This is a genomic window from Glycomyces mayteni, assembly GCF_042428885.1.
In the GTDB taxonomy this organism is placed as follows: domain Bacteria; phylum Actinomycetota; class Actinomycetes; order Mycobacteriales; family Micromonosporaceae; genus Glycomyces; species Glycomyces mayteni.
The window spans coordinates 367,803-387,216 of sequence record NZ_JBHMBP010000004.1 but is presented as its reverse complement, the minus strand read 5'-3'; the positions used below and the strand labels follow the sequence as shown (position 1 = coordinate 387,216).

The window sequence follows — 19,414 nt, the reverse complement described above, 5'->3', positions numbered from 1 at the left end:
TCGATGACCGAAGCCGATCCCCCGCGCCGGCGCGACCCCTCCTCGATCAGCCGGGCGCGCCGGTACACGCCTCGCGGACGCACCGTCCGCGAGGCGGCGGAGGCGGGAGAGGACAACCGGGCCAGGGAGAACGGGGCGCGCGACCGCGAGGCCGCGCGCCGCGAGCGCAACCGGGCCGCGCAGCAGGAGAACGGGACCGAGGACCTCGCGGCTAAGCGCCGCCGCGAGGCCGCGGCCCGCTCCCGCGAGCGGCGCGAGCGCGAGACCGGCGCGATCCCCGAGACCCGCACGGAGACCCGCACCGCCCCCGCCCGCACCTCCGGCCCCCGCCGCGGCGCCAGGCCGGAGCCGGTGCGCCGCACCGGGACCGCCCGCTCCGGCGCCACCCGCCGCACCGGGACCGTCGGCCCCCAGCGCCGCCCCCTGACCCGCGAGACCGGGCCCGTCGCCGTCAAGGCGCTCCCGCACCTGCCGAAGCTCGGCAGCCCCCGTCGGCGCCTGCGCATGGCCGCGGCGTTCGTCATGATCCTCCTGGTCCTCTCGGGCACGCGCCTGATCCAGCTCCAGGTCACCGACTCCGCGGCCTACGCCGCCGAGGCGATGAACCAGCGCCTCACGACCGAGCCGCTCCCGGCCGAGCGCGGGGCGATCCTCGACCGCAACGGGAACCGCCTCGCCTACTCGATCGAGGCGAACTACATCGCCGTCGACCCGGGCATGGTCGAGGGCGACCCGGCCGAGCTGGCCAATGCGCTGGCGACCCTGCTGGGCCGCAGGGCGTCGGAGATCGAGCCGATCATCTCGACGAAGGAGACCGCGCAGGGCGAGCCGATCCGGTTCGCGTACCTCCAGCGGGGCGTGGACCTCGCGGTGGGCGACCGGATCGAGGAGATGAAGAACCCGGGGCTGATCGTCGGCGACGACGAGCGCCGCGTGGTGCCCGGCCACGACCTGGCCGCGAACATCCTCGGCTTCACCGGCGGCGACCAGGGCGAGGGCCTCACCGGCATGGAGGCCCAGTACGAGGAGTGGCTCTCGGGCACCGACGGCGAGGTCTCGTACGAGCGCAGCCAGTCCGGGCAGCCGATCCCCGGCGCGTTCTACCGGGAGGAGTCGCCCGAGCCGGGCAACGACCTCCAGCTGACGATCGACGCGGACCTCCAGTTCCAGGTGCAGAACATCCTGGAGCGGACCGTGACCGACCACGACGCGACGTTCGGCTCGGCGATGGTCATGGACGTCCGCTCCGGCGAGATGCTGGCGATGGCCTCGACGCCGACGTACGACGCGGCCGCCCCGTTCGACGTCGACAGCGACGAGGCGTACCGCGACTACGGAACGCAGGCCACTGTGGACCCCGGCTCGATCCACAAGGCGATCGTGTTCGCCGCGGCGCTCGAAGAGGGCTGCATCGAGCCCGACGGGACGATGCCGGTGAACCAGACGATCACCAAGGGCGACCAGGAGTACCACGACACCTACCAGCACGGCGACGCCGTGCTCAGCCTGGCGGGGATCATCGCGCAGTCCTCGAACGTGGGCACGATCGAGCTGGCCGACTGCATCGGCAAGGACAAGCTGTACGAGTACCAGCGGGCGTTCGGCCTCGGCGAGCCGACCGGCGTCGGCGTCGCGGGCGAGGCCACCGGCATCCTCCAGGAGCCGCAGAACTGGTCGGGCACCTCGTACGGGTCGGTCCCGATCGGCCACGAGGGCACCGCGACGATCATCCAGATGGCGGCGGTGTACGCGGCCATCGCGAACGACGGCGTGTACGTGCAGCCCACGGTCGTCGACCACCTCGTGGACGCCGACGGGACGGTCCAGGAGCAGGACGAGCCCGAGACGCGGCGGGTCATCTCGACCGAGACCGCGCAGGAGCTCCAGTACCTCCTCCAGGCGCCCATCGCGGCCGAGACCGGGACGGGACGCAACGCCCAGCTGGAGAACTACCACCTGGCCGGGAAGACCGGCACGGGCGGGCTCGTGGTGGACGGCGAGTACGCGCCGGGCAACGTGGCCTCGTTCGTGGGATTCGCGCCGGCCGAGGACCCGCAGTACGTGGTGGCCGTGAGCGTCTACGTCCCCGGCGGGGGCGGCGGCGGTTCGACCACGGGCGAGGCGTTCAAGGAGATCAACGAGTTCGCCTTGGGCTACTTCGGGGTTCGTCCCGCGACGACCCCGGCTCCGGTGTTCGACGTCTGGGGATGACGCACGGCGTGACGCTCGTCGGAAACCTCCCCGAGGGGGAATCGGGGGTCGGCGTCCGGCGTTAGCATCGAAGGCGTCAAGGAAGAAGGAGCCGATTGTTTTGAACGATGACCCTTGGGCACTGTGTGAAGTCCTCGCCGAGCCGCCGGAGGCCCGGGGAGCGGTGCTGCTGCACTTCCTGGACGGGTTCATGGACGCGGGCCAGGCGGGACGCGGGGTCGTGGACCACCTGTTCAAGACCTGCGAGCACACGCCGATCGCCTCATTCGACGTCGACCAGCTCATCGACTACCGCTCCCGGCGGCCCAACCTGACGTTCTCGATCGACCGCTGGTCGGACTTCGAGGCGCCGCAGCTGGTCGTCTACCTCATGCGCGACGCCTCGGACCGCCCGTTCCTGCTCATGACCGGCCCCGAGCCGGACTTCGCCTGGGAGCGGTTCGTGGACTCCGTGGAGGACCTGGTCGAGCACTGGCACGTGCCGCTGACCCTCGGGTTCCAGGGCATCCCCATGGGCGTCCCGCACACCCGCGCGCTCGGCATGACCGTCCACGCGACCCGCCCCGAACTGGTCTTCGACAACCGCCCCGTGTTCAACGAGGTCACCGTGCCCGGGAACGCCGCGGGCCTGCTGGAGTACCGCCTCGGCGAGTCCGGCCGCGACGCGATCGGCCTGTCGGTGCACGTGCCCCACTACGTCATGCAGATGACCTACCCGGCCGCGACGATGCGGCTCCTGGAGGGCATCCGCGAGGCCACCGGCCTCGACCTGCCCGCCGACGCGGAGCTGGAGACCGAGCGCACCCAGGTGGACACGGACATCGCCGAGCAGGTCGCCGAGTCCGACGAGGTCGCCGACGTCGTGAAGACCCTTGAGGAGCAGTACGACTCGTTCACCGAGGCCGCCGACGCCGACGAGATGCTCCAGGAGGGCCGCATCCCCACCGCCGACGAGCTGGGCGCGGCGTTCGAGCACTTCTTGGCGCAGCGCGACAACAAGCGCGACGACGACTAGGAGCACACGAGGAACGGGGCCCGACCGGAAGGTCGGGCCCCGTCCTTTCGCCTTGCGGCGCTTACTTGTGCTTGTTCTTGGAGGCGGTGCGGCCGCGCTCCTTCTGGTCCAGGACGACCTTGCGGATGCGCACGGTCTCGGGCGTGATCTCCACGCACTCGTCCTCGCGGCAGAACTCCAGGGACTGCTCCAGCGACAGCGCCCGCGGCGGGACCACGTTCTCGGTCGAGTCCGCGGCGGCGGCGCGCATGTTGGTGAGCTTCTTCTCCTTGGTGATGTTGACGTCCATGTCGTCGGAGCGCGAGTTCTCGCCGACGATCATGCCCTCGTACACCTCGGTGGTCGGGCCCACGAACAGCGTGCCGCGCTCCTGGAGGTTGATCATCGCGAACGCGGTGACGGCCCCGGCCCGGTCGGCCACGAGCGAGCCGTTGTTGCGGGTCTGGAGCTTGCCGAACCACGGCTCGTGCTTCTCGTAGATCGAGTGCGCGATGCCGGTGCCGCGGGTCTGCGTCAGGAACTCCGTGCGGAAGCCGATGAGGCCGCGCGAGGGCACCAGCCACTCCATGCGGATCCAGCCCGAACCGTGGTTCGTCATGGTCTCCATGCGGCCCTTGCGGGTCGCCATGAGCTGGGTGATCGCGCCGAGGTGCTCCTCGGGGGAGTCGATCGTCAGGCGCTCGACCGGCTCGTGGGTCTTGCCGTCGACCTCCTTGGTGACCACCTCGGGCTTGCCGACGGTGAGCTCGAAGCCCTCGCGGCGCATCTGCTCGACCAGGATCGCCAGGGCCAGCTCGCCGCGGCCCTGCACCTCCCACGCGTCGGGGCGCTCGGTCGGGAGCACCCGCAGCGACACGTTGCCGACCAGCTCGCGTTCGAGGCGGTCCTTCACCAGGCGCGCGGTGACCTTGTGGCCCTTGCCGCCCTTGCCGACCAGCGGCGAGGTGTTCGTGCCGATCGTCATCGAGATCGCCGGCTCGTCCACGGTGATGAGCGGCAGCGCCACCGGGTTCTCCGGGTCGGCCAGGGTCTCGCCGATCATGATGTCGGGGATGCCCGCGATCGCGCAGATGTCGCCGGGCCCGGCCTTCTCGGCGGGCTTGCGGGTGAGCGCCTCGGTCATCATCAGCTCGGTGATGCGCACGTTCGACATCGAGCCGTCGCGCTTGATCCACGTGACGGTCTGGCCCTTGCGCAGCTCGCCCTCCTCCACGCGGCACAGCGCGATGCGGCCGAGGAAGTTGTCGGCGTCGAGGTTCGTCACGTGCGCCTGGAGCGGCGCGCCCTCGGTGTACTCCGGGGCCGGGACGTGCTCGATGATCGTGTCGAAGAACGGCTTCAGGCTGTCGGAGTCCTCCGGGACCGTCCCGTCCTTCGGCTTGTTCAGCGAGGCCACGCCGTCGCGCGCGCACGCGTAGACGATCGGGAACTCGATCTGGTCCTCGTCCGCGTCCAGGTCCAGGAACAGGTCGTACGTCTCGTTGACGACCTCGTCGATGCGGGCGTCGGGACGGTCGGTCTTGTTGATGCACAGGATGACCGGCAGGCGGGCGGTCAGGGCCTTGCGCAGCACGAAGCGGGTCTGGGGCAGCGGGCCCTCGGAGGCGTCGACCAGCAGGACCACCGCGTCCACCATGGACAGGCCGCGCTCGACCTCGCCGCCGAAGTCGGCGTGGCCGGGCGTGTCGATGATGTTGATGATCATCTCGGAGCCGTCGGCGGGATTGGCGTAGTGGACCGCGGTGTTCTTCGCGAGGATCGTGATGCCCTTCTCGCGTTCAAGGTCACCGGAGTCCATGACGCGGTCGTCGACGGCCGCGCCCTCGCGGAAGGCGCCGGCCTGCTTCAGCATGGCGTCGACGAGGGTGGTCTTGCCGTGGTCGACGTGGGCGACGATGGCGATGTTTCGCAAGTCAGAGCGTGTAGACACGACGACAATTGTCGCTCAGTGAGCCCGTCCACCTGGCGTCAACCCAGGTGATCGCGGACACCCCGCCCCCGCCGCGCCTGAGAGTACTGCTCACATTGATGCTTTCCATGACAGATCGTCCGCCCATTCATACACTGTCGTGCTATGGGCGCAATCCATATATCCATCCGATTCGTTATGGTTCTCGCACTCGCCGCCGGAGCGATCCTCGTCGGCGCGCTCCCCGGCTACGCCAAGATCACCGGCGCGATCGTCTCGACCACGTCCGGCACGATCAACGTGCGATCCGGACCCGCCACCGACCAGAAGGCCGTCGGCACCCTCGCCAAGGGCGCCAACCCCGAGGTCTACTGCAAGACCCGCGGCGAGCAGATCGCCGGACACGTGCGCACCTCCTCCACCTGGCTGCGCATCGGCGCCGACCGGTGGATCTCCAACGGCTACGTCACCTGGTCGCCCTCGCAGGACGTCCCCTGGTGCGCCGCCAAGACCAAGGCCCCCACCGCCTCCACCGTCACCACCGGCGGCGGCGAGCTCAACGTCCGCGCCGCCGCCTCCTCCACCGCCGGACGCCAAGGCGGCCTCGCCAACGGCGCCGGCGTCCTCGTCCAATGCCAGGTCTGGGGCCAGCAGGTCGACGGCACCGCCGGGAAGTCCGGCGTCTGGTACAAGGTCGGCGACAAGCGCTACGTCGCCGCCGCCTACATCAAATGGAGCGCCGGCCTCCCCTGGCTCCCCTGGTGCGGCCAGGACCCGCCCGCCGTCCCGCGCGGCGGCAACCAGGGCTTCATCAACGCCCACGCCGCCGCCGCCCAGTCCAGCGACCGCGAGACCGGCGTCCCCGCCTCCGTCACCCTCGCCCAGGCCATCCTGGAGACCGGCTGGGGCAAGGGCGCGCTCGCCCGCGAGGACCACAACCTCTTCGGCATGAAGTGCTTCGGCTCGCCCGGCGACCACGCCCTCGGCTGCCGCGACTACGCCACCTTCGAGTGCAGCCCCACCGGCGGCTGCTTCGACATGGACGCGACCTTCCGTGCCTACGCCTCCGTCGAGGACTCGTTCCAGGACCACGGCGACCTGCTCTCCAACTGGTCCCGCTACGCCACCGCCATGGACCACGCCGACGACGCCAAGCGCTTCGCCACCGAGATCCACAAGGCCGGCTACGCCACCGACCCGAAGTACGCCGAGAAGCTCATCGGCATCATGGACGACTACGACCTGTACCAGTACGACTGACGGGTGGACTCCAACGGGCCGGGGCGCGCCCCGGCCCGTTTTTCGACTCCGTGAAGGATGAGTGAAAGCTCACAGTCATGACTCGAACCCCAGCTCCGCGCGAGGTAACCTCGACAGGCGGCCCGCCGCCGGAGCGACTCCGGCGCCTTTTCGAACAGCGGGCCTCCCAGAACTGTCGGACCCGAAGGTTAGATTCCCAACGTGGCCAACGAGCACTCACCGACCGAAGCGAAGCAGCACCCAGCAGGCACGATCGTCGTCCGCGGCGCTCGCGAGCACAACCTCAAGGACGTCGACCTCGACCTGCCCCGCGACTCCCTGATCGTCTTCACCGGCCTCTCCGGCTCCGGGAAGTCCTCCCTCGCGTTCGACACGATCTTCGCGGAGGGCCAGCGCCGCTACGTCGAATCGCTCTCGGCCTACGCCCGCCATCCACCTCGCGCAACCCGCGCTCCACCGTCGGCACCATCACCGAGATCTACGACTACCTGCGCCTCCTCTACGCCCGCGTCGGCGTCCCCCACTGCCCGCAGTGCGGCGAGGAGATCGGCCGCCAGTCGCCGCAGCAGATCACCGACCAGATCATGGCCATGGAGGAGGGCACCCGCTTCCAGGTCCTCGCCCCCGTCGTCCGCAAGCGCAAGGGCGAGTTCGTCGACCTCTTCGCCGACCTCCAGCAGCAGGGCTACGCCCGCGCCCGCGTCGACGGCGAGGTCTACGCCCTCACCGACGTGCCCAAGCTCAAGAAGCAGGAGAAGCACGACATCGACGTGGTCATCGACCGCCTCGCCGTCAAACCCTCCTCCGTGCAGCGCGTCACCGACTCCGTCGAGTCCGCGCTCGGCCTCGCCGACGGCGTCGTCGAACTCGACTTCGTCGACGTCCCCGACGGCGACCCGGCGCGCACCCGCCGCTTCTCCGAGAAGCTCGCCTGCCCCAACGACCACCCGCTCCAGCTCGACGAGCTGGAGCCGCGCACGTTCTCCTTCAACGCCCCGTTCGGCGCGTGCCCGGTCTGCCACGGCCTCGGCGTCCGCAAGGAGGTCGACCCGGAGCTGGTCATCCGCGACCAGGAGGCCACCATCCGCGACGGCGCGCTGGCGCCGTGGTCCTCGGTCGGCATGGGCGACTACTTCCTGTACCAGATCGTGTCCCTCAGCGAGGCCGTCGGCTTCGACGTGGACACGCCCTGGGCCGACCTGCCCAGCCGTGCGCAGAAGGCCGTCCTGTACGGGTTCGACGAGACCCTCCAGGTCGCCTACCGCAACAAGCGCGGGCAGCGCCGCTCCTACGAGACCCGCTTCGAGGGCGTCGTCCCGTGGGTCGAGCGGCGCCACCACGAGACCGACTCGGAGTGGACGCGCGAGAAGTACGAGCTGTTCATGCGGGAGATCCCGTGCTCGACCTGCGAGGGCACCCGCCTGAAGCCGGAGATCCTGGCGGTCACCGTCGAGGGCCTGTCGATCCACGAGGTCTGCACCCTCTCGATCAACGACTGCTCCTCGTTCTTCAACGCGCTCAAGCTCTCCGACCGCGACACGATGATCGCCGCGCCGATCGTCAAGGAGGTCACGGCCCGCCTGCGCTTCCTGCTCGACGTCGGCCTCGACTACCTCACCCTCGCCCGCGCCGCCGGGAGCCTCTCGGGCGGCGAGGCCCAGCGCATCCGCCTCGCCACGCAGATCGGCGCGGGCCTCGTGGGCGTCCTGTACGTCCTCGACGAGCCCTCGATCGGCCTGCACCAGCGCGACAACAACCGGCTCATCGCGACCCTGGAGCGCCTGCGCGACCTGGGGAACACGCTCATCGTCGTGGAGCACGACGAGGACACGATCCGCATCGCCGACCACATCGTCGACATCGGCCCGGGCGCGGGCGAGCACGGCGGCGCGGTCATCTACTCCGGCCCGGTCGCGGGCCTCACCGACGCCGAGGGCTCGATCACCGGCGACTACGTGGCGGGCCGCCGCGCCATCCCGGTCCCGGAGCAGCGCCGCAAGCTCGACCCGAGCCGCGAGCTCGTCGTCAAGGGCGCCACGGGGAACAACCTCAAGGGCATCGACGTGGCGTTCCCGATGGGCTGCATGGTCTCGGTGACCGGCGTGTCCGGCTCGGGCAAGTCCACGCTCGTCAACGAGATCCTCTACAACACGCTCGCCTCGGAGATCAACGGCGCCAAGCTGGTCGCGGGCAAGCACCGGACCATCACCGGCCTCGACGGGGTCGACAAGGTCGTGGGCGTCGACCAGTCGCCGATCGGGCGCACGCCGCGCTCGAACCCGGCGACCTACACGGGCGTGTTCGACAAGGTCCGCAAGCTCTTCGCGGGCACCCCGGAGGCGAAGGTCCGCGGCTGGGGTCCGGGCCGGTTCTCCTTCAACGTCAAGGGCGGGCGCTGCGAGGCGTGCGGCGGCGACGGCACCCTGAAGATCGAGATGAACTTCCTGCCCGACGTGTACGTGCCGTGCGAGGAGTGCTCGGGGGCGCGGTACAACCGCGACACGCTCAAGGTCCACTACCGCGGCAAGACCATCTCCGACGTCCTCGACATGCCGATCGAGGAGGCCGCCGAGTTCTTCGAGCCGATCCAGTCGATCCACCGGCACCTGAAGACCCTCGTCGACGTCGGCCTGGGCTACGTCCGCCTCGGCCAGCCCGCCCCGACCCTGTCGGGCGGCGAGGCCCAGCGCGTGAAGCTCGCCTCCGAGCTCCAGAAGCGCTCGACCGGCAAGACCGTCTACATCCTCGACGAGCCGACCACCGGCCTCCACTTCGAGGACGTGCGCAAGCTCCTCGGGGTCCTCGACGGCCTGGTGGACAAGGGCAACACGGTCATCACCATCGAGCACAACCTCGAAGTCATCAAGTGCTCCGACTGGGTTATCGACCTCGGCCCGGAGGGCGGCGACAAGGGTGGCACCCTCGTCGCCACCGGCACTCCGGAGGAGATCGCCGCGATCGCGGCGAGCCACACCGGCGAGTACCTCCGCCCGCTCCTGGGCCTCGAAGGCAAGGGCAACGGCACCGGCCCGGCCGCGCGCCGGGCCAAGACCGGCAATGGCCGCACCAGGAAGTAGCACCGGCTCGACATGAGGGGCGCGGCCGCAGGCCGCGCCCCTCATGCATTGGGCCGTCGGGAGATCGGTCCCGATCTGGGGCTCGGGGGCGCGTCGTTGCGCGTCGCCGGGCGTGCGAGGTGCGAGCATCGGGGGATGGTGTACGCGGGAGCGGCTCTGGTTGCGGTGCTTGTGGTTCCCGGATTGCGGCGGGCCGTTTCGGCGGCGACCGACCGGCGGCCCGCGTGGTGGCTGGTCGCCGTGGCCGCCGCCGGGACCGCGGTGCTGGTCGCCTGGCGCGGTGAGGGACCGCTGCATCTGTTGGCGCTGTCCCTTGTGGGTGCCGCGGGGATCGCCGCCGGGTGGATCGACGCGTACGAGCGGCGACTGCCCGATGTGCTCATCCTGCCGCTGTACCCGGCGGTCGCCGCTCTGCTCGTCGCCGCGGACGGCGGGGACCGGCTGCTGCGGGCCGCCGCCGTCGCGGCGGTCGCGATGGGGCTGTTCGGGATCGCCTGCGCCGCAGGACAGGCCGGGTTCGGGGACGTGAAGCTCGCCGGGCTGCTCGGGCTGGTGCTCGCATGGGAGGACTGGCGCACCGCCGCGGTCGCGCTCGTGGCCACGGCGTGCCTCGGCGGGGGACAGGCGGCGGTGGTGATCGCCATGGGCCGCAAGGACTTCCCGTACGGACCGGCGATCCTCCTCGGGGCCGCGACCGCACTCGCGGCGGGCCCGCTCGCCGGTTCCTGAATGCGAGTTAGGTTCGGGCGGGAAACTGTCGTACCCGTGGGGCAGGATTGAAAATGGGGGGTCCCCAGGGGTCCGATTTGTGGAGACGCTCCCGAAATCTCGGGCCGTCACCCGATCGTTGCGCGGTTTTCGCGATTCCGCTTTGCAAGCCCGGTGCCGTAGTTATATTCATGGCCGACCTGGCATCAAAGGGTCACAAGAGACACCGAGTACTGAGAGGTGACAGTGATTCGTTTCATCGCCAAATCCGCCATCGCGGCAGGCGCCGCCGCAGCCCTCGCCGCCGGAGCCGCCGCACCGGCGTTCGCGGCCGGCCCGTCCGAAGGCGGTCACTACGACCCGGACGACTGGGGAGGCGTGAACTTCCTGTCGAACCTCTGCGTCGGCAACTGGAGCGGCGACGTCCTCAGCCTGCTCAACGTCGGCAAGAGCGACGTGACCAGCCTGTGCAACGGGTGGGACCAGAACCCGAACGGCGTCAACGTCGCCTCCAACGTCTGCGCGCTCAACTGGGACTGGAGCAACGCCGCCAGCCTCGGCCTGCTCGGCGTCTCCGACATCGACACGGTCTGCGACTGGACCGACGACGAGCTCGCGGCCCACGCGAACTAGTCCGTCCGGGGCCCACCGGCCCCGGTGAACCGACGCACCGCCGCGGCCCGACCGGCCCGGTCGCACGTCGAGGGGCGGCCATCGAACGATGGCCGCCCCTTTCGCCGTCCCCGGGCTCACCCTTCCCGGTCGCGGCGCGGTAAAGCAGTCACGGCTACCCGGCGGTGCAGCCGACCCACGACGGCGCGACCGCGGGCCGCCCGTCCTTGGCGCCGATGAACCCGAACGTGAACGTCCGGCCCGGCTTCAGGGCCTTGCCGCCCGCCACGTCGGTGGCCGTCACGACCTGGCCGTCCTGGTCGAGCTGCACGCTCCAGGAGTTGACGACCGACTGGCCCGTCGGCAGCGTCCACGTCAGCGTGATGTCCTCCAGCGGCGTCGTCCCGGTGTTCGTCACCAGGATCTGCGCGTTGAACCCGCTCGGCCACTGGCCGTTGATCCGGTACTCGACCTCGCAGCTCGGCGCGGTCCGCACCCCGCCGGACTGGTCGGCCGCGAAGTTCGCGACCTGCGCGAGCGAGGCGTTCCAGTTGACCGTGAGTTCGTTCGTCGCCCACGACCCGATGTCGTCGATGTAGCACCGCTGCGGCGCGCAGCCGGGGAGCCACCGCTGCGCCACCGGGTCCCACGTGCCCGCCGCCGAGTTCGGGCCGCCCGAGAGCGTCCCCGCGGGCGGGTTCGGCAGCGTCGGGTCGAGCTGGTTCGCGTACCAGCGGCTGTGCTGGTTCTGGGAGAAGTGCGAGCCGTAGCCGGTCACATAGGAGTTGCCGAGGGCGTTGCGGCCCAGGATGTAGTCGAGCCCGGAGACGACGCCGTCGCGGTACTGCGACTCGCCGGTGAGGTCGAACGCGGTGCCGACGACCACGAGGCGGTTGAGCACCACGCTGTTCGAGCCCCAGTCGAAGGTCCCGTTCGCCCCGTACCCGAGGTCCCACGGGCTCGCGTCCTGCTCCACCAGGTAGTGGTCCGCTCCGGCCACGACCTGCGCCACGACCTCGTCGCGGCCCGGCAGCGCGTTCGGGACGAGCGCCAGGTCGAGCTTCGCGAGCTGCGCGACCTCGCCCCACCAGAAGCCGCCCGCGGTGAACACGTCGGCGTCGTGGAGCTTCGAGTCGAGCACGAAGTCCTCGTAGGCCTTCTCGCCCGTGGTCAGGAACAGCTCCGCTGCGGCCCAGTAGAACTCGTCCTCGACCTTGGAGTCCCCGTAGGGGCCGCCGCCGTCGGGGCTGGTGTCGGGCGCGTACACGTCGGGGTGCGCCAGGGCCGCGCCCCACGCGGTCTCGGCGGCCTCCAGGGCCCGGGCCGAGAAGTCGGCGTCGTACGGCGCGAACAGGCGCGCGGCCTGCGCCGCCGCGGCGGCCAGGTTCAGGGTCGCGGCCGTCGAGGGCGGCTGGAGGAAGCGGGCCTGCGGGTCGTCGGCGGGCAGGAGCGGCAGGCCGGTCCAGTGCTCGTCGTGGATCTTGTGGTGCGCCATGCCCGCGAGCTCTTCACCGGCCGGGACCTGCATCGACATGAGGAACTCGACCTCCCAGCGGGCCTCGTCGAGGACGTCGGGGACGCCGTCGCCGTGCTCGGGGATGCGCATGGAGCCGTCGGCGAGCCGCCCGGTGTCGCCGGTGGGCGCGTGGAGCGCCCGCTCGTACACCGACATGAGCTGCGCGGCGGAGATGCCGCCGTTGACGACGTACTTGCCGTGGTCGCCCGCGTCGTACCAGCCGCCGGTGACGTCCAGCGTGTAGTCGCACGCGTCGGCGTAGCAGGGGACGGCGCCGTCGCCCTGGTTCGGCGCGGTGTCGGTGTGGCCCGCCTCGCGGCCGTACCCCGGCGCGATGGCGTCGTCGATCGCGATGCCCGAGCGCTGCGGGTAGTAGAAGGAGATCGCGTCCACGGCGAGGTCGCGGTAGGCGTCGCCGCCGATCGCGAACGGGTAGGACGTCTCGCCGTCGGCGGTGAGCGTGAAGCCCTCGCCTGCGGCGGTCACGCCCGAGAAGTCGATGACGTGGACCGACTCGCCCGAAGTGGACTCGGCGCCGTGCGGGGCCGTGTCGCCCTCGGCGACGAGCGCCCCGTCGGCGTCGTGGAGCTGCCAGGGGAGCGCGTCCTCGGCGTCGGTCACGAGCGTGGCCCGCTTCGGGCCGTCCTGGAGGTAGGCGACCTGGTTGACGCGCACGCGCGGGCCCGTGTCCGGTTCGTACACGGGCGGTTCGGCACCGGTGAGCAACTTGACCTCCGATAGGCAGAGCTGCCACGGGTCGGCGTGGCGGCCGATCTGGAACGCGAGCTGGGCGTCGGTCCAGTCGGCACCCGCGGTGAAGGCGTAGCTGAAGTCCTGGGACTCCGCCCCCAGCGCCGGGAACTCCTCCAAGGCGGTCGGCCACGGGTCGACGGGGCGCTGGACGAGGGCGCGGACGCTCACGTCCGTCGAGGCCCGCGCGGTGAACTGGAGCTCGTAGGACTCGCCCGCGGCGAGCGGGAGGCCGTCCTGGCCGACGATGGCGTCCCAGGCGTTGGCGGTGCCGCCGGGGACGTCGATGCACCACTCGCCGGCGTCGACGGCGCCCGAGAGGTTCGCGGTCGTCCACCACCCGGTGGTCCCGTTCGCGAAGTCGCCGTTGGTGATCAGGTCGGTCGGTTCGTCCTGCGCCTGGGCGGCGGGGGCGGCTGCGGCCGCCCCCAGCGCGAAGGCGGTCGCGGCGGCGAGTGCCAGGTGTCGGCGCCGGGAGCGGATCGGTCGTGCGGATCGCGGCATGGGGGTGCTCTCCTCGCAGGGGTTGGGAGCGATTCCACGCACATCCTGTCATTGATATTCGTGAATGTCAAGGCGCAAGGGTCACCGCTGGGTCGGCGGGCCGCTCGTGCCGCGCACGACCAGCTTCGACTCCAGCTTCAAGGTCGCGCCCGGCTCCCGGACGCCCCTGAGCTGCTCGTCCGCGGCCTCGACGGCGAGGCGCGCGAGCCGCGGCACGTCCTGGCGGACCGTGGTCAGGTCGATGTGGCTGAGCCCGGCGATGTGCGAGTCGTCGTAGCCGACGATCGAGACCTGCTCGGGGATCTTCACCCCGGCCCGCGTGAACACGTCGAGCAGGCCGATCGCGCACTGGTCGTTCGAGGCGAACACCGCGGTCGGCAGCTCCGCGTCGTCGGCGAGCATCCCGCGCGCGGCGTCCTGGCCGCCCTCCTCGGTGTGGTTGCCGGGGATGATCCGGATGCGGTCGGCCAGGCCGTGGGCGCGCATGGCGTCCCGGTAGGCGCGGCGCCGCTCGGGCGCGCCGGGCTTGGAGCCGCCGTCCACGTGCGCGATGTCGCGGTGGCCCAGGCCCACGAGGTGGTCGACGACCTCGCGGGCCCCGGGCCGGTCGTACGAGGTGACGATGTCCACGGGCGCGCTCTTGAGGTGGCGGCCGAGGACGACGACCGGGAGCCGCGCCCCCAGGTCGGCGATGTCCTCCTCGCTGATCGTGGGCCCGCACAGCAGGAGCGCCTCGCTGCGGTGGCCCACGAGCGCCTCGACGGCCTTGTGCTCGTCGCGGCTGGGGACGGCGGCGCTGAGCACCAGGTCGTAGCCGAGCTCCTCGGCGGTGGGGTAGATGGCCTCGACGAGGTCCACGTGGTGGGGGTTGCGGGCGGTGAACAGCACGCCGAGCACTTTGCTGCGGCCGCGCGCGAGGAGGCGCGCGGCCATGTCGGGCTTGTAGCCGAGGCGCGAGGCGGCCTCGAAGACGCGCTCGCGCGTCTCGGGGCTCGCGCCGGGCTGGTCCCTGAAGACCAGGGACACGAGGGCGCGGGAGACGCCGAGCTCGGCGGCGACGTCCGCCATGGTGGGCTTGCGCGACCGCGGTGCCGGGGAGCGGTCGGCGCCTCTGCGCGGGTTCGGGGGGGTCATCGGGTCGTGGTCCTTCCGATCTACTCGTAATGAAGTTTTTCATACGCGACCCCTTGACCGGGTGACGTGGCGCATGCCATTCTATCCGTACTAGCGCGCTCTAGTAGCGCGCGCTAACCAGACATTTCCGTACCAACGGCGACCGCCCTCCCCGGCGGTCGTCCCACCATGCCCCAGAGGAGGCACCGTTGGCCCCGCAGCGGCGAACCGGTCCGAGCCCCTTCGCGGTCGTCACCATGGGCCGCATCGGGGTCGACCTGTACCCGGCGCAGACCGGCGTCCCCATCCCCGAGGTCGAGTCGTTCCACAAGTACCTCGGCGGCTCCCCGACGAACGTGGCCGTCGCCGCCGCCAGGCACGGGCGCCGCGCCGCCGTCATCGCCAAGGTCGGCGACGACCCGTTCGGGGCGTACGTGCGCAAGGCCCTGGGGGAGTTCGGGGTGGACGACCGCTTCGTGGGCACCGACCCGGACAACCCCACGCCGATCACGTTCTGCGAGGTCTTCCCGCCCGACGACTTCCCGCTGTACTTCTACCGCTTCCCCAAGGCCCCCGACCTCAACGTCGCGGCAGCGGACCTCGACCTCGCGGCCGTCGCCGCCGCCGACGTCTTCTGGGCCACCGTCACCGGCCTGTGCGCCGAGCCGAGCCGCACCGCCACCCTCGCGGCCCTCGAAGCGAGCCGCCCCTGCCGCTTCACCGTCCTCGACCTCGACTGGCGGCCCATGTTCTGGGACAGCCCCGGCGAGGGGCGCAAGTGGGTCGAACGCGCGCTCGCCTTCGCCGACGTCGCGGTCGGGAACCTCGACGAAGTGGAGGTCGCCGTTGGCGCCCGCGACCCCCGCGAGGCCGCGAAGCGCCTGCGCGACAAGGGCGTGAAGCTCGCCGTCGTCAAGCAGGGCCCCAAAGGCGTGCTCGCCGTGGACGACTCCGGCGAGGTCGAGCTCCCGCCCGCCCCCGTCGAAGTCGTCAACGGCCTCGGCGCCGGGGACGCGTTCGGCGGCGCGCTCGTGGACGGGCTCCTCTCCGGCCTCCCGCTGGAGACCGTGATCGCCCGCGCCAACGCCGCCGGAGCGATCGTCGCGGGCCGCCTCGCCTGCTCCTCCGCGATGCCCACCGCCGCCGAAGTGGACGCCAAGCTCGCGGAGGCCGCCCGTGCGCGCTGACGAACTCGCACGCCTCACCCGCACCCGCGTCGAACGGCCCGAAGCCGTCGCCGAGGCCGCCGCCGCCCGCACCCGCGCCGCGAGCCCCGTCGGCCCCTCCGGCAAGTGCTTCGTCATCGCCGCCGACCACCCCGCCCGCGGCGCCCTCGGCACCGGCGGCGACCCCCTCGCCATGGCCGACCGCGCCGACCTCCTCGACCGGCTCCGCACCGCCCTCGCCGACCCCGGCTGCACCGGCGTCCTCGGCACCGCCGACATCCTCGAAGACCTGCTCCTCCTCGGCGCCCTGGAAGGCAAGACCGTCTTCGGGTCCATGAACCGCGGCGGCCTCGCCGGGGCCGCCTGGGAGATCGACGACCGCTTCACCGGCATGACCGCCGCCGGGATCGCGCGCCTCGGCTTCGACGGCGGCAAGACCCTCACCCGCATCGACTACGCCGACCCCGCCACGCCCGCCGTCCTCGAAGCCACCGCGCACGCCATCGACGACCTCGCCGACCGCGGCCTCATCGCCATGGTCGAGCCCTTCATCGCCACCCGCCGGGACGGCAGGGCCGTCAACGACCTCTCCACCGAAGCGGTCGTCAAGTCCGCCGCCATCGCCTCCGGCCTCGGCACCACCACCGCCCGCACCTGGCTCAAACTCCCCACCGCCCCCGACCCCGCCCGCGCCGCCGCCGCGACCACCCTCCCCGTCGTGCTCCTCGGCGGCGAGGTCGCCGACCTCGACGCCCAGCGCGGCAGATGGGCCCAAGCCCTCGAAGCACCGAACGCGATCGGCCTGACCGTGGGACGATCCCTCCTCTACCCGGCCGACGGGAACGTCGCCGCGGCCGTCCGGAAAGTGGTGGACCTGCTGTGAACCGATACCACCTGCCCGCCCGCTCCACCGAGGACGGCCTCTACGACACCATCGTCACCCCCGAGTCCGCCGGCTGGACCTACTCCGGCCTCAAGATCCTCGAACTCGAACCCGGCGGCGCCCACACCCTCGCCACCGGGAACGCCGAGCACCTCGTGCTCCCGCTCTCCGGCTCCTGCGACGTCCGCGTCGACGGCCTCACCTTCCACCTCCACGGCCGCGCCGCGGTCTTCGACGGCCCCACCGACTTCGCCTACGCCCCCAAGGACACCGCGCTCACCATCGCCAGCGACGGCGGCGGCCGCTTCGCGCTCGCCTCCGCCGTCTGCGACAACGGCCTCCCCGCCCGGTACGGCCCCGCGGCCGACGTCCCGATCGAGGACCGCGGCGCGGGCGCCTGCGCCCGCCGGGTCCGGAACTACTGCCTCCCCGGCACCTTCGACGCCGACCGGCTCCTGGTCTGCGAGGTCGTCACCCCCGGCGGGAACTGGTCCTCCTACCCGCCGCACAAGCACGACGAGGACCGCGAGGGCGAATCCGTGCTCGAAGAGGTCTACTACTTCGAGATCGACCGCCCCGAGGGCTTCGCGCTCCACCGCGTCTACGGCACCCCCGAGCGCCCCATCGACGTCAACGCCGAGGTCCGCTCCGGTGACGTGGTCCTGGTCCCGCACGGCTGGCACGGCCCCAGCGCCGCCGCCCCCGGCTACGACCTGTTCTACCTCAACGTCATGGCCGGACCCGGCGACGAACGCGCCTGGCGCATCACCGACGACCCCGCCCACGCCTGGGTCCGCACCACCTGGGAGACCGCCCGATGAGCACCGTCCGCCTCACCACCGCCCAGGCCCTCGTCCGCTTCCTCGCGAACCAGTGGACCGAGCGCGACGGTGAACGCCGCCGACTGGTCAACGGCGCGTTCGGGATCTTCGGCCACGGCAACGTCGCCGGACTCGGGCAGGCCCTCCTCCAGGCCGCCCGCACCGGCGACGACGACATGCCCTACCTGCTCGCACGGAACGAGCAGGCCATGGTCCACGCCGCCGCCGCGTACGCGAAGGCCGCCGACCGCCTCTCCACCTACGCCTGCACCGCCTCCATCGGCCCCGGCTCGACCAACATGGTCACCGGCGCCGCGCTCGCCACGGTCAACCGGCTCCCGGTGCTCCTCCTGCCCTCCGACGTCTTCGCCTCCCGCGCCCCCGACCCCGTGCTCCAGCAGCTCGAAGACCCGCGCGCGGGCGACGTGTCCGTCAACGACGCGTTCCGGCCCGTCTCCAAGTTCTTCGACCGCGTCTGGCGCCCCGAGCAGCTGATCCCCGCCGCGCTGGCCGCGATGCGGGTCCTCACCGACCCGGTGGAGACCGGCGCGGTCACGCTCTGCCTCCCGCAGGACGTGCAGGCCGAGGCGCACGACTGGCCCGTGGCGTTCTTCCGCGAGCGCGTGTGGACGGTGCGCCGCCCCGAGCCCGACGCCGCCGAACTCGAAGCGGCCCTAGCGGTCCTGCGTCGAGCACAGCGGCCGCTCATCGTCGCGGGCGGCGGGGTCGTCTACTCGCGGGCGACCGAGGAGCTGCGGGCCTTCGCGGCCGCGCACGGCGTGCCGGTCGCCGAGACCCACGCCGGGCGCGGGTCGGTCCAGTGGGACCACCCGCAGGCGGTGGGCGCGCTCGGCGCGACCGGCTCGCGCGCCGCGAACCTCCTCGCGGCCGACGCGGACGTGGTGCTCGGCATCGGGACCCGCTACTCGGACTTCACGACCGCGAGCCACACGGTGTTCGGGGACGCGCGGTTCGTGAACCTGAACGTCGCGGCCCTCGACGCCGCGAAGCACGGCGCGTCGATGCTCGTGGCCGACGCCCGCGCCGGGATCGGCGCGCTCGGGCGCGGCCTGCGGGAGTGGCGGGCCGACGCGGCCTGGACGGCCCGCGCGCGGGTCCTCGCGGCCGAGTGGCAGGGCGTCATCGACCGCGCCAAGGATCTGGGGCACGGGCCGCTGCCCGCGCAGACTGAGGTCCTCGGGGCGCTCAACGACGCGATGGGCGAGCGCGACGTCGTCGTCAACGCCGCCGGGTCGATGCCCGGCGACCTCCAGATGATGTGGCGCTCAAGGGACCCGAAGCAGTACCACGTGGAGTACGGCTTCTCGTGCATGGGCTACGAGATCGCGGCCGGGCTCGGCTGCAAGCTCGCCGACCCGGACCGGGACGTGTACGTGCTCGTCGGCGACGGCTCGTACCTCATGCTCGCCTCGGAGATCCCGACGCTCGTCGCCGAGGGCCTCAAGGTCGTCATCGTGATCGTCCAGAACCACGGCTTCGCCTCGATCGGCGCGCTCTCGGAGTCCCTGGGCTCCCAGCGCTTCGGCACGAAGTACCGGTACCGCGACGCCGAGTCGGGGCTCCTCGACGGGGACGTGCTCCCGGTCGACCTGGCCGCCAACGCCGCGAGCCTGGGCGCGAACGTGATCACCGCGGGCACGGTCGCCGAGTTCAAGGCCGCCTTGGCGAGCGCGAAGGCCGCCGAGACAACCACCGTGGTCCACGTCGAGACCGACCTCCACTCGCCGGGCCTGCCGCAGAGCGCCTGGTGGGACGTGCCCGTCAGCGAGGTGTCCGAACTGGACTCGACGCGCGCGGCCCTCGACGCGTACATCGACAATCGGCGCGCCCAGCGCCACTACCTCTGAG

Annotated in this window: 12 protein-coding genes and 1 pseudogene; 10 read left to right on the top strand and 3 right to left on the bottom strand. The window is 71.7% G+C overall.

The features are described 5' to 3' along the window. The first annotated feature begins 3 nt into the window (after window positions 1–3). A complete protein-coding gene (locus ACFFXY_RS17055; RefSeq protein WP_382353030.1) occupies window positions 4–2,211 on the top strand; it encodes a peptidoglycan D,D-transpeptidase FtsI family protein in 2,208 nt (735 codons plus the stop codon). Window positions 2,212–2,311: 100 nt separating this feature from the next. Beyond that, window positions 2,312–3,226 (top strand): proteasome assembly chaperone family protein, encoded by a 915-nt coding sequence (locus ACFFXY_RS17050; RefSeq protein ID WP_382353027.1) that lies wholly within the window; start codon window positions 2,312–2,314, stop codon window positions 3,224–3,226. A 61-nt stretch (window positions 3,227–3,287) separates the two neighbouring features. Here ACFFXY_RS17050 and typA read toward each other — a convergent pair whose 3' ends face one another. Further along, window positions 3,288–5,156 carry a translational GTPase TypA gene (gene typA, locus ACFFXY_RS17045; protein ID WP_360056195.1) on the bottom strand — a complete coding sequence of 623 codons (1,869 nt, stop codon included), beginning with the start codon at window positions 5,154–5,156 and terminating at the stop codon, window positions 3,288–3,290. A gap of 177 nt (window positions 5,157–5,333) precedes the next feature. Here typA and gsmA point away from each other — a divergent pair, with 177 nt between their 5' ends. The 4 genes and pseudogenes from gsmA to ACFFXY_RS17025 all read left to right on the top strand — a co-directional run bounded on the left by gsmA (window position 5,334) and on the right by ACFFXY_RS17025 (window position 10,813). Further along, window positions 5,334–6,395 carry a sporangiospore maturation cell wall hydrolase GsmA gene (gsmA, locus tag ACFFXY_RS17040; RefSeq protein WP_382353023.1) on the top strand — a complete coding sequence of 354 codons (1,062 nt, stop codon included), beginning with the start codon at window positions 5,334–5,336 and terminating at the stop codon, window positions 6,393–6,395. Between the two features lie 192 nt (window positions 6,396–6,587). Then, window positions 6,588–9,472 (top strand): annotated as a pseudogene (uvrA, locus tag ACFFXY_RS17035) (excinuclease ABC subunit UvrA). A gap of 183 nt (window positions 9,473–9,655) precedes the next feature. After that, window positions 9,656–10,201, top strand: coding sequence for a prepilin peptidase (locus ACFFXY_RS17030; protein ID WP_382353020.1), 546 nt, complete (start codon window positions 9,656–9,658; stop codon window positions 10,199–10,201). A gap of 219 nt (window positions 10,202–10,420) precedes the next feature. Then, complete coding sequence (locus ACFFXY_RS17025; protein ID WP_382353017.1) at window positions 10,421–10,813, top strand: hypothetical protein; 393 nt, start codon at window positions 10,421–10,423, stop codon at window positions 10,811–10,813. A gap of 154 nt (window positions 10,814–10,967) precedes the next feature. Here ACFFXY_RS17025 and ACFFXY_RS17020 read toward each other — a convergent pair whose 3' ends face one another. Continuing rightward, window positions 10,968–13,562, bottom strand: a complete 2,595-nt coding sequence (locus tag ACFFXY_RS17020) for a glycoside hydrolase family 9 protein (RefSeq protein ID WP_382353014.1) — start codon at window positions 13,560–13,562, stop codon at window positions 10,968–10,970. A gap of 81 nt (window positions 13,563–13,643) precedes the next feature. Further along, window positions 13,644–14,696, bottom strand: a complete 1,053-nt coding sequence (locus ACFFXY_RS17015; protein ID WP_382353011.1) for a LacI family DNA-binding transcriptional regulator — start codon at window positions 14,694–14,696, stop codon at window positions 13,644–13,646. A 236-nt stretch (window positions 14,697–14,932) separates the two neighbouring features. Between ACFFXY_RS17015 and iolC the strand changes: the two genes are divergently transcribed. From iolC to iolD, 4 genes are read left to right on the top strand one after another with little or no spacing between them, the layout of a single operon-like run. Further along, window positions 14,933–15,862, top strand: a complete 930-nt coding sequence (gene iolC / locus ACFFXY_RS17010) for a 5-dehydro-2-deoxygluconokinase (RefSeq protein WP_382355472.1) — start codon at window positions 14,933–14,935, stop codon at window positions 15,860–15,862. Further along, entirely contained in the window at window positions 15,852–16,724 is an 873-nt protein-coding gene (locus ACFFXY_RS17005; protein WP_382353008.1) for a Cgl0159 family (beta/alpha)8-fold protein, read from the top strand. Before iolC ends, ACFFXY_RS17005 begins: the two co-directional genes overlap by 11 nt. Continuing rightward, entirely contained in the window at window positions 16,721–17,545 is an 825-nt protein-coding gene (gene iolB, locus ACFFXY_RS17000; protein ID WP_382353005.1) for a 5-deoxy-glucuronate isomerase, read from the top strand. Before ACFFXY_RS17005 ends, iolB begins: the two co-directional genes overlap by 4 nt. Continuing rightward, window positions 17,542–19,413, top strand: coding sequence for a 3D-(3,5/4)-trihydroxycyclohexane-1,2-dione acylhydrolase (decyclizing) (gene iolD, locus ACFFXY_RS16995; protein WP_382353003.1), 1,872 nt, complete (start codon window positions 17,542–17,544; stop codon window positions 19,411–19,413). Before iolB ends, iolD begins: the two co-directional genes overlap by 4 nt. Window position 19,414 lies beyond the last annotated feature (1 nt).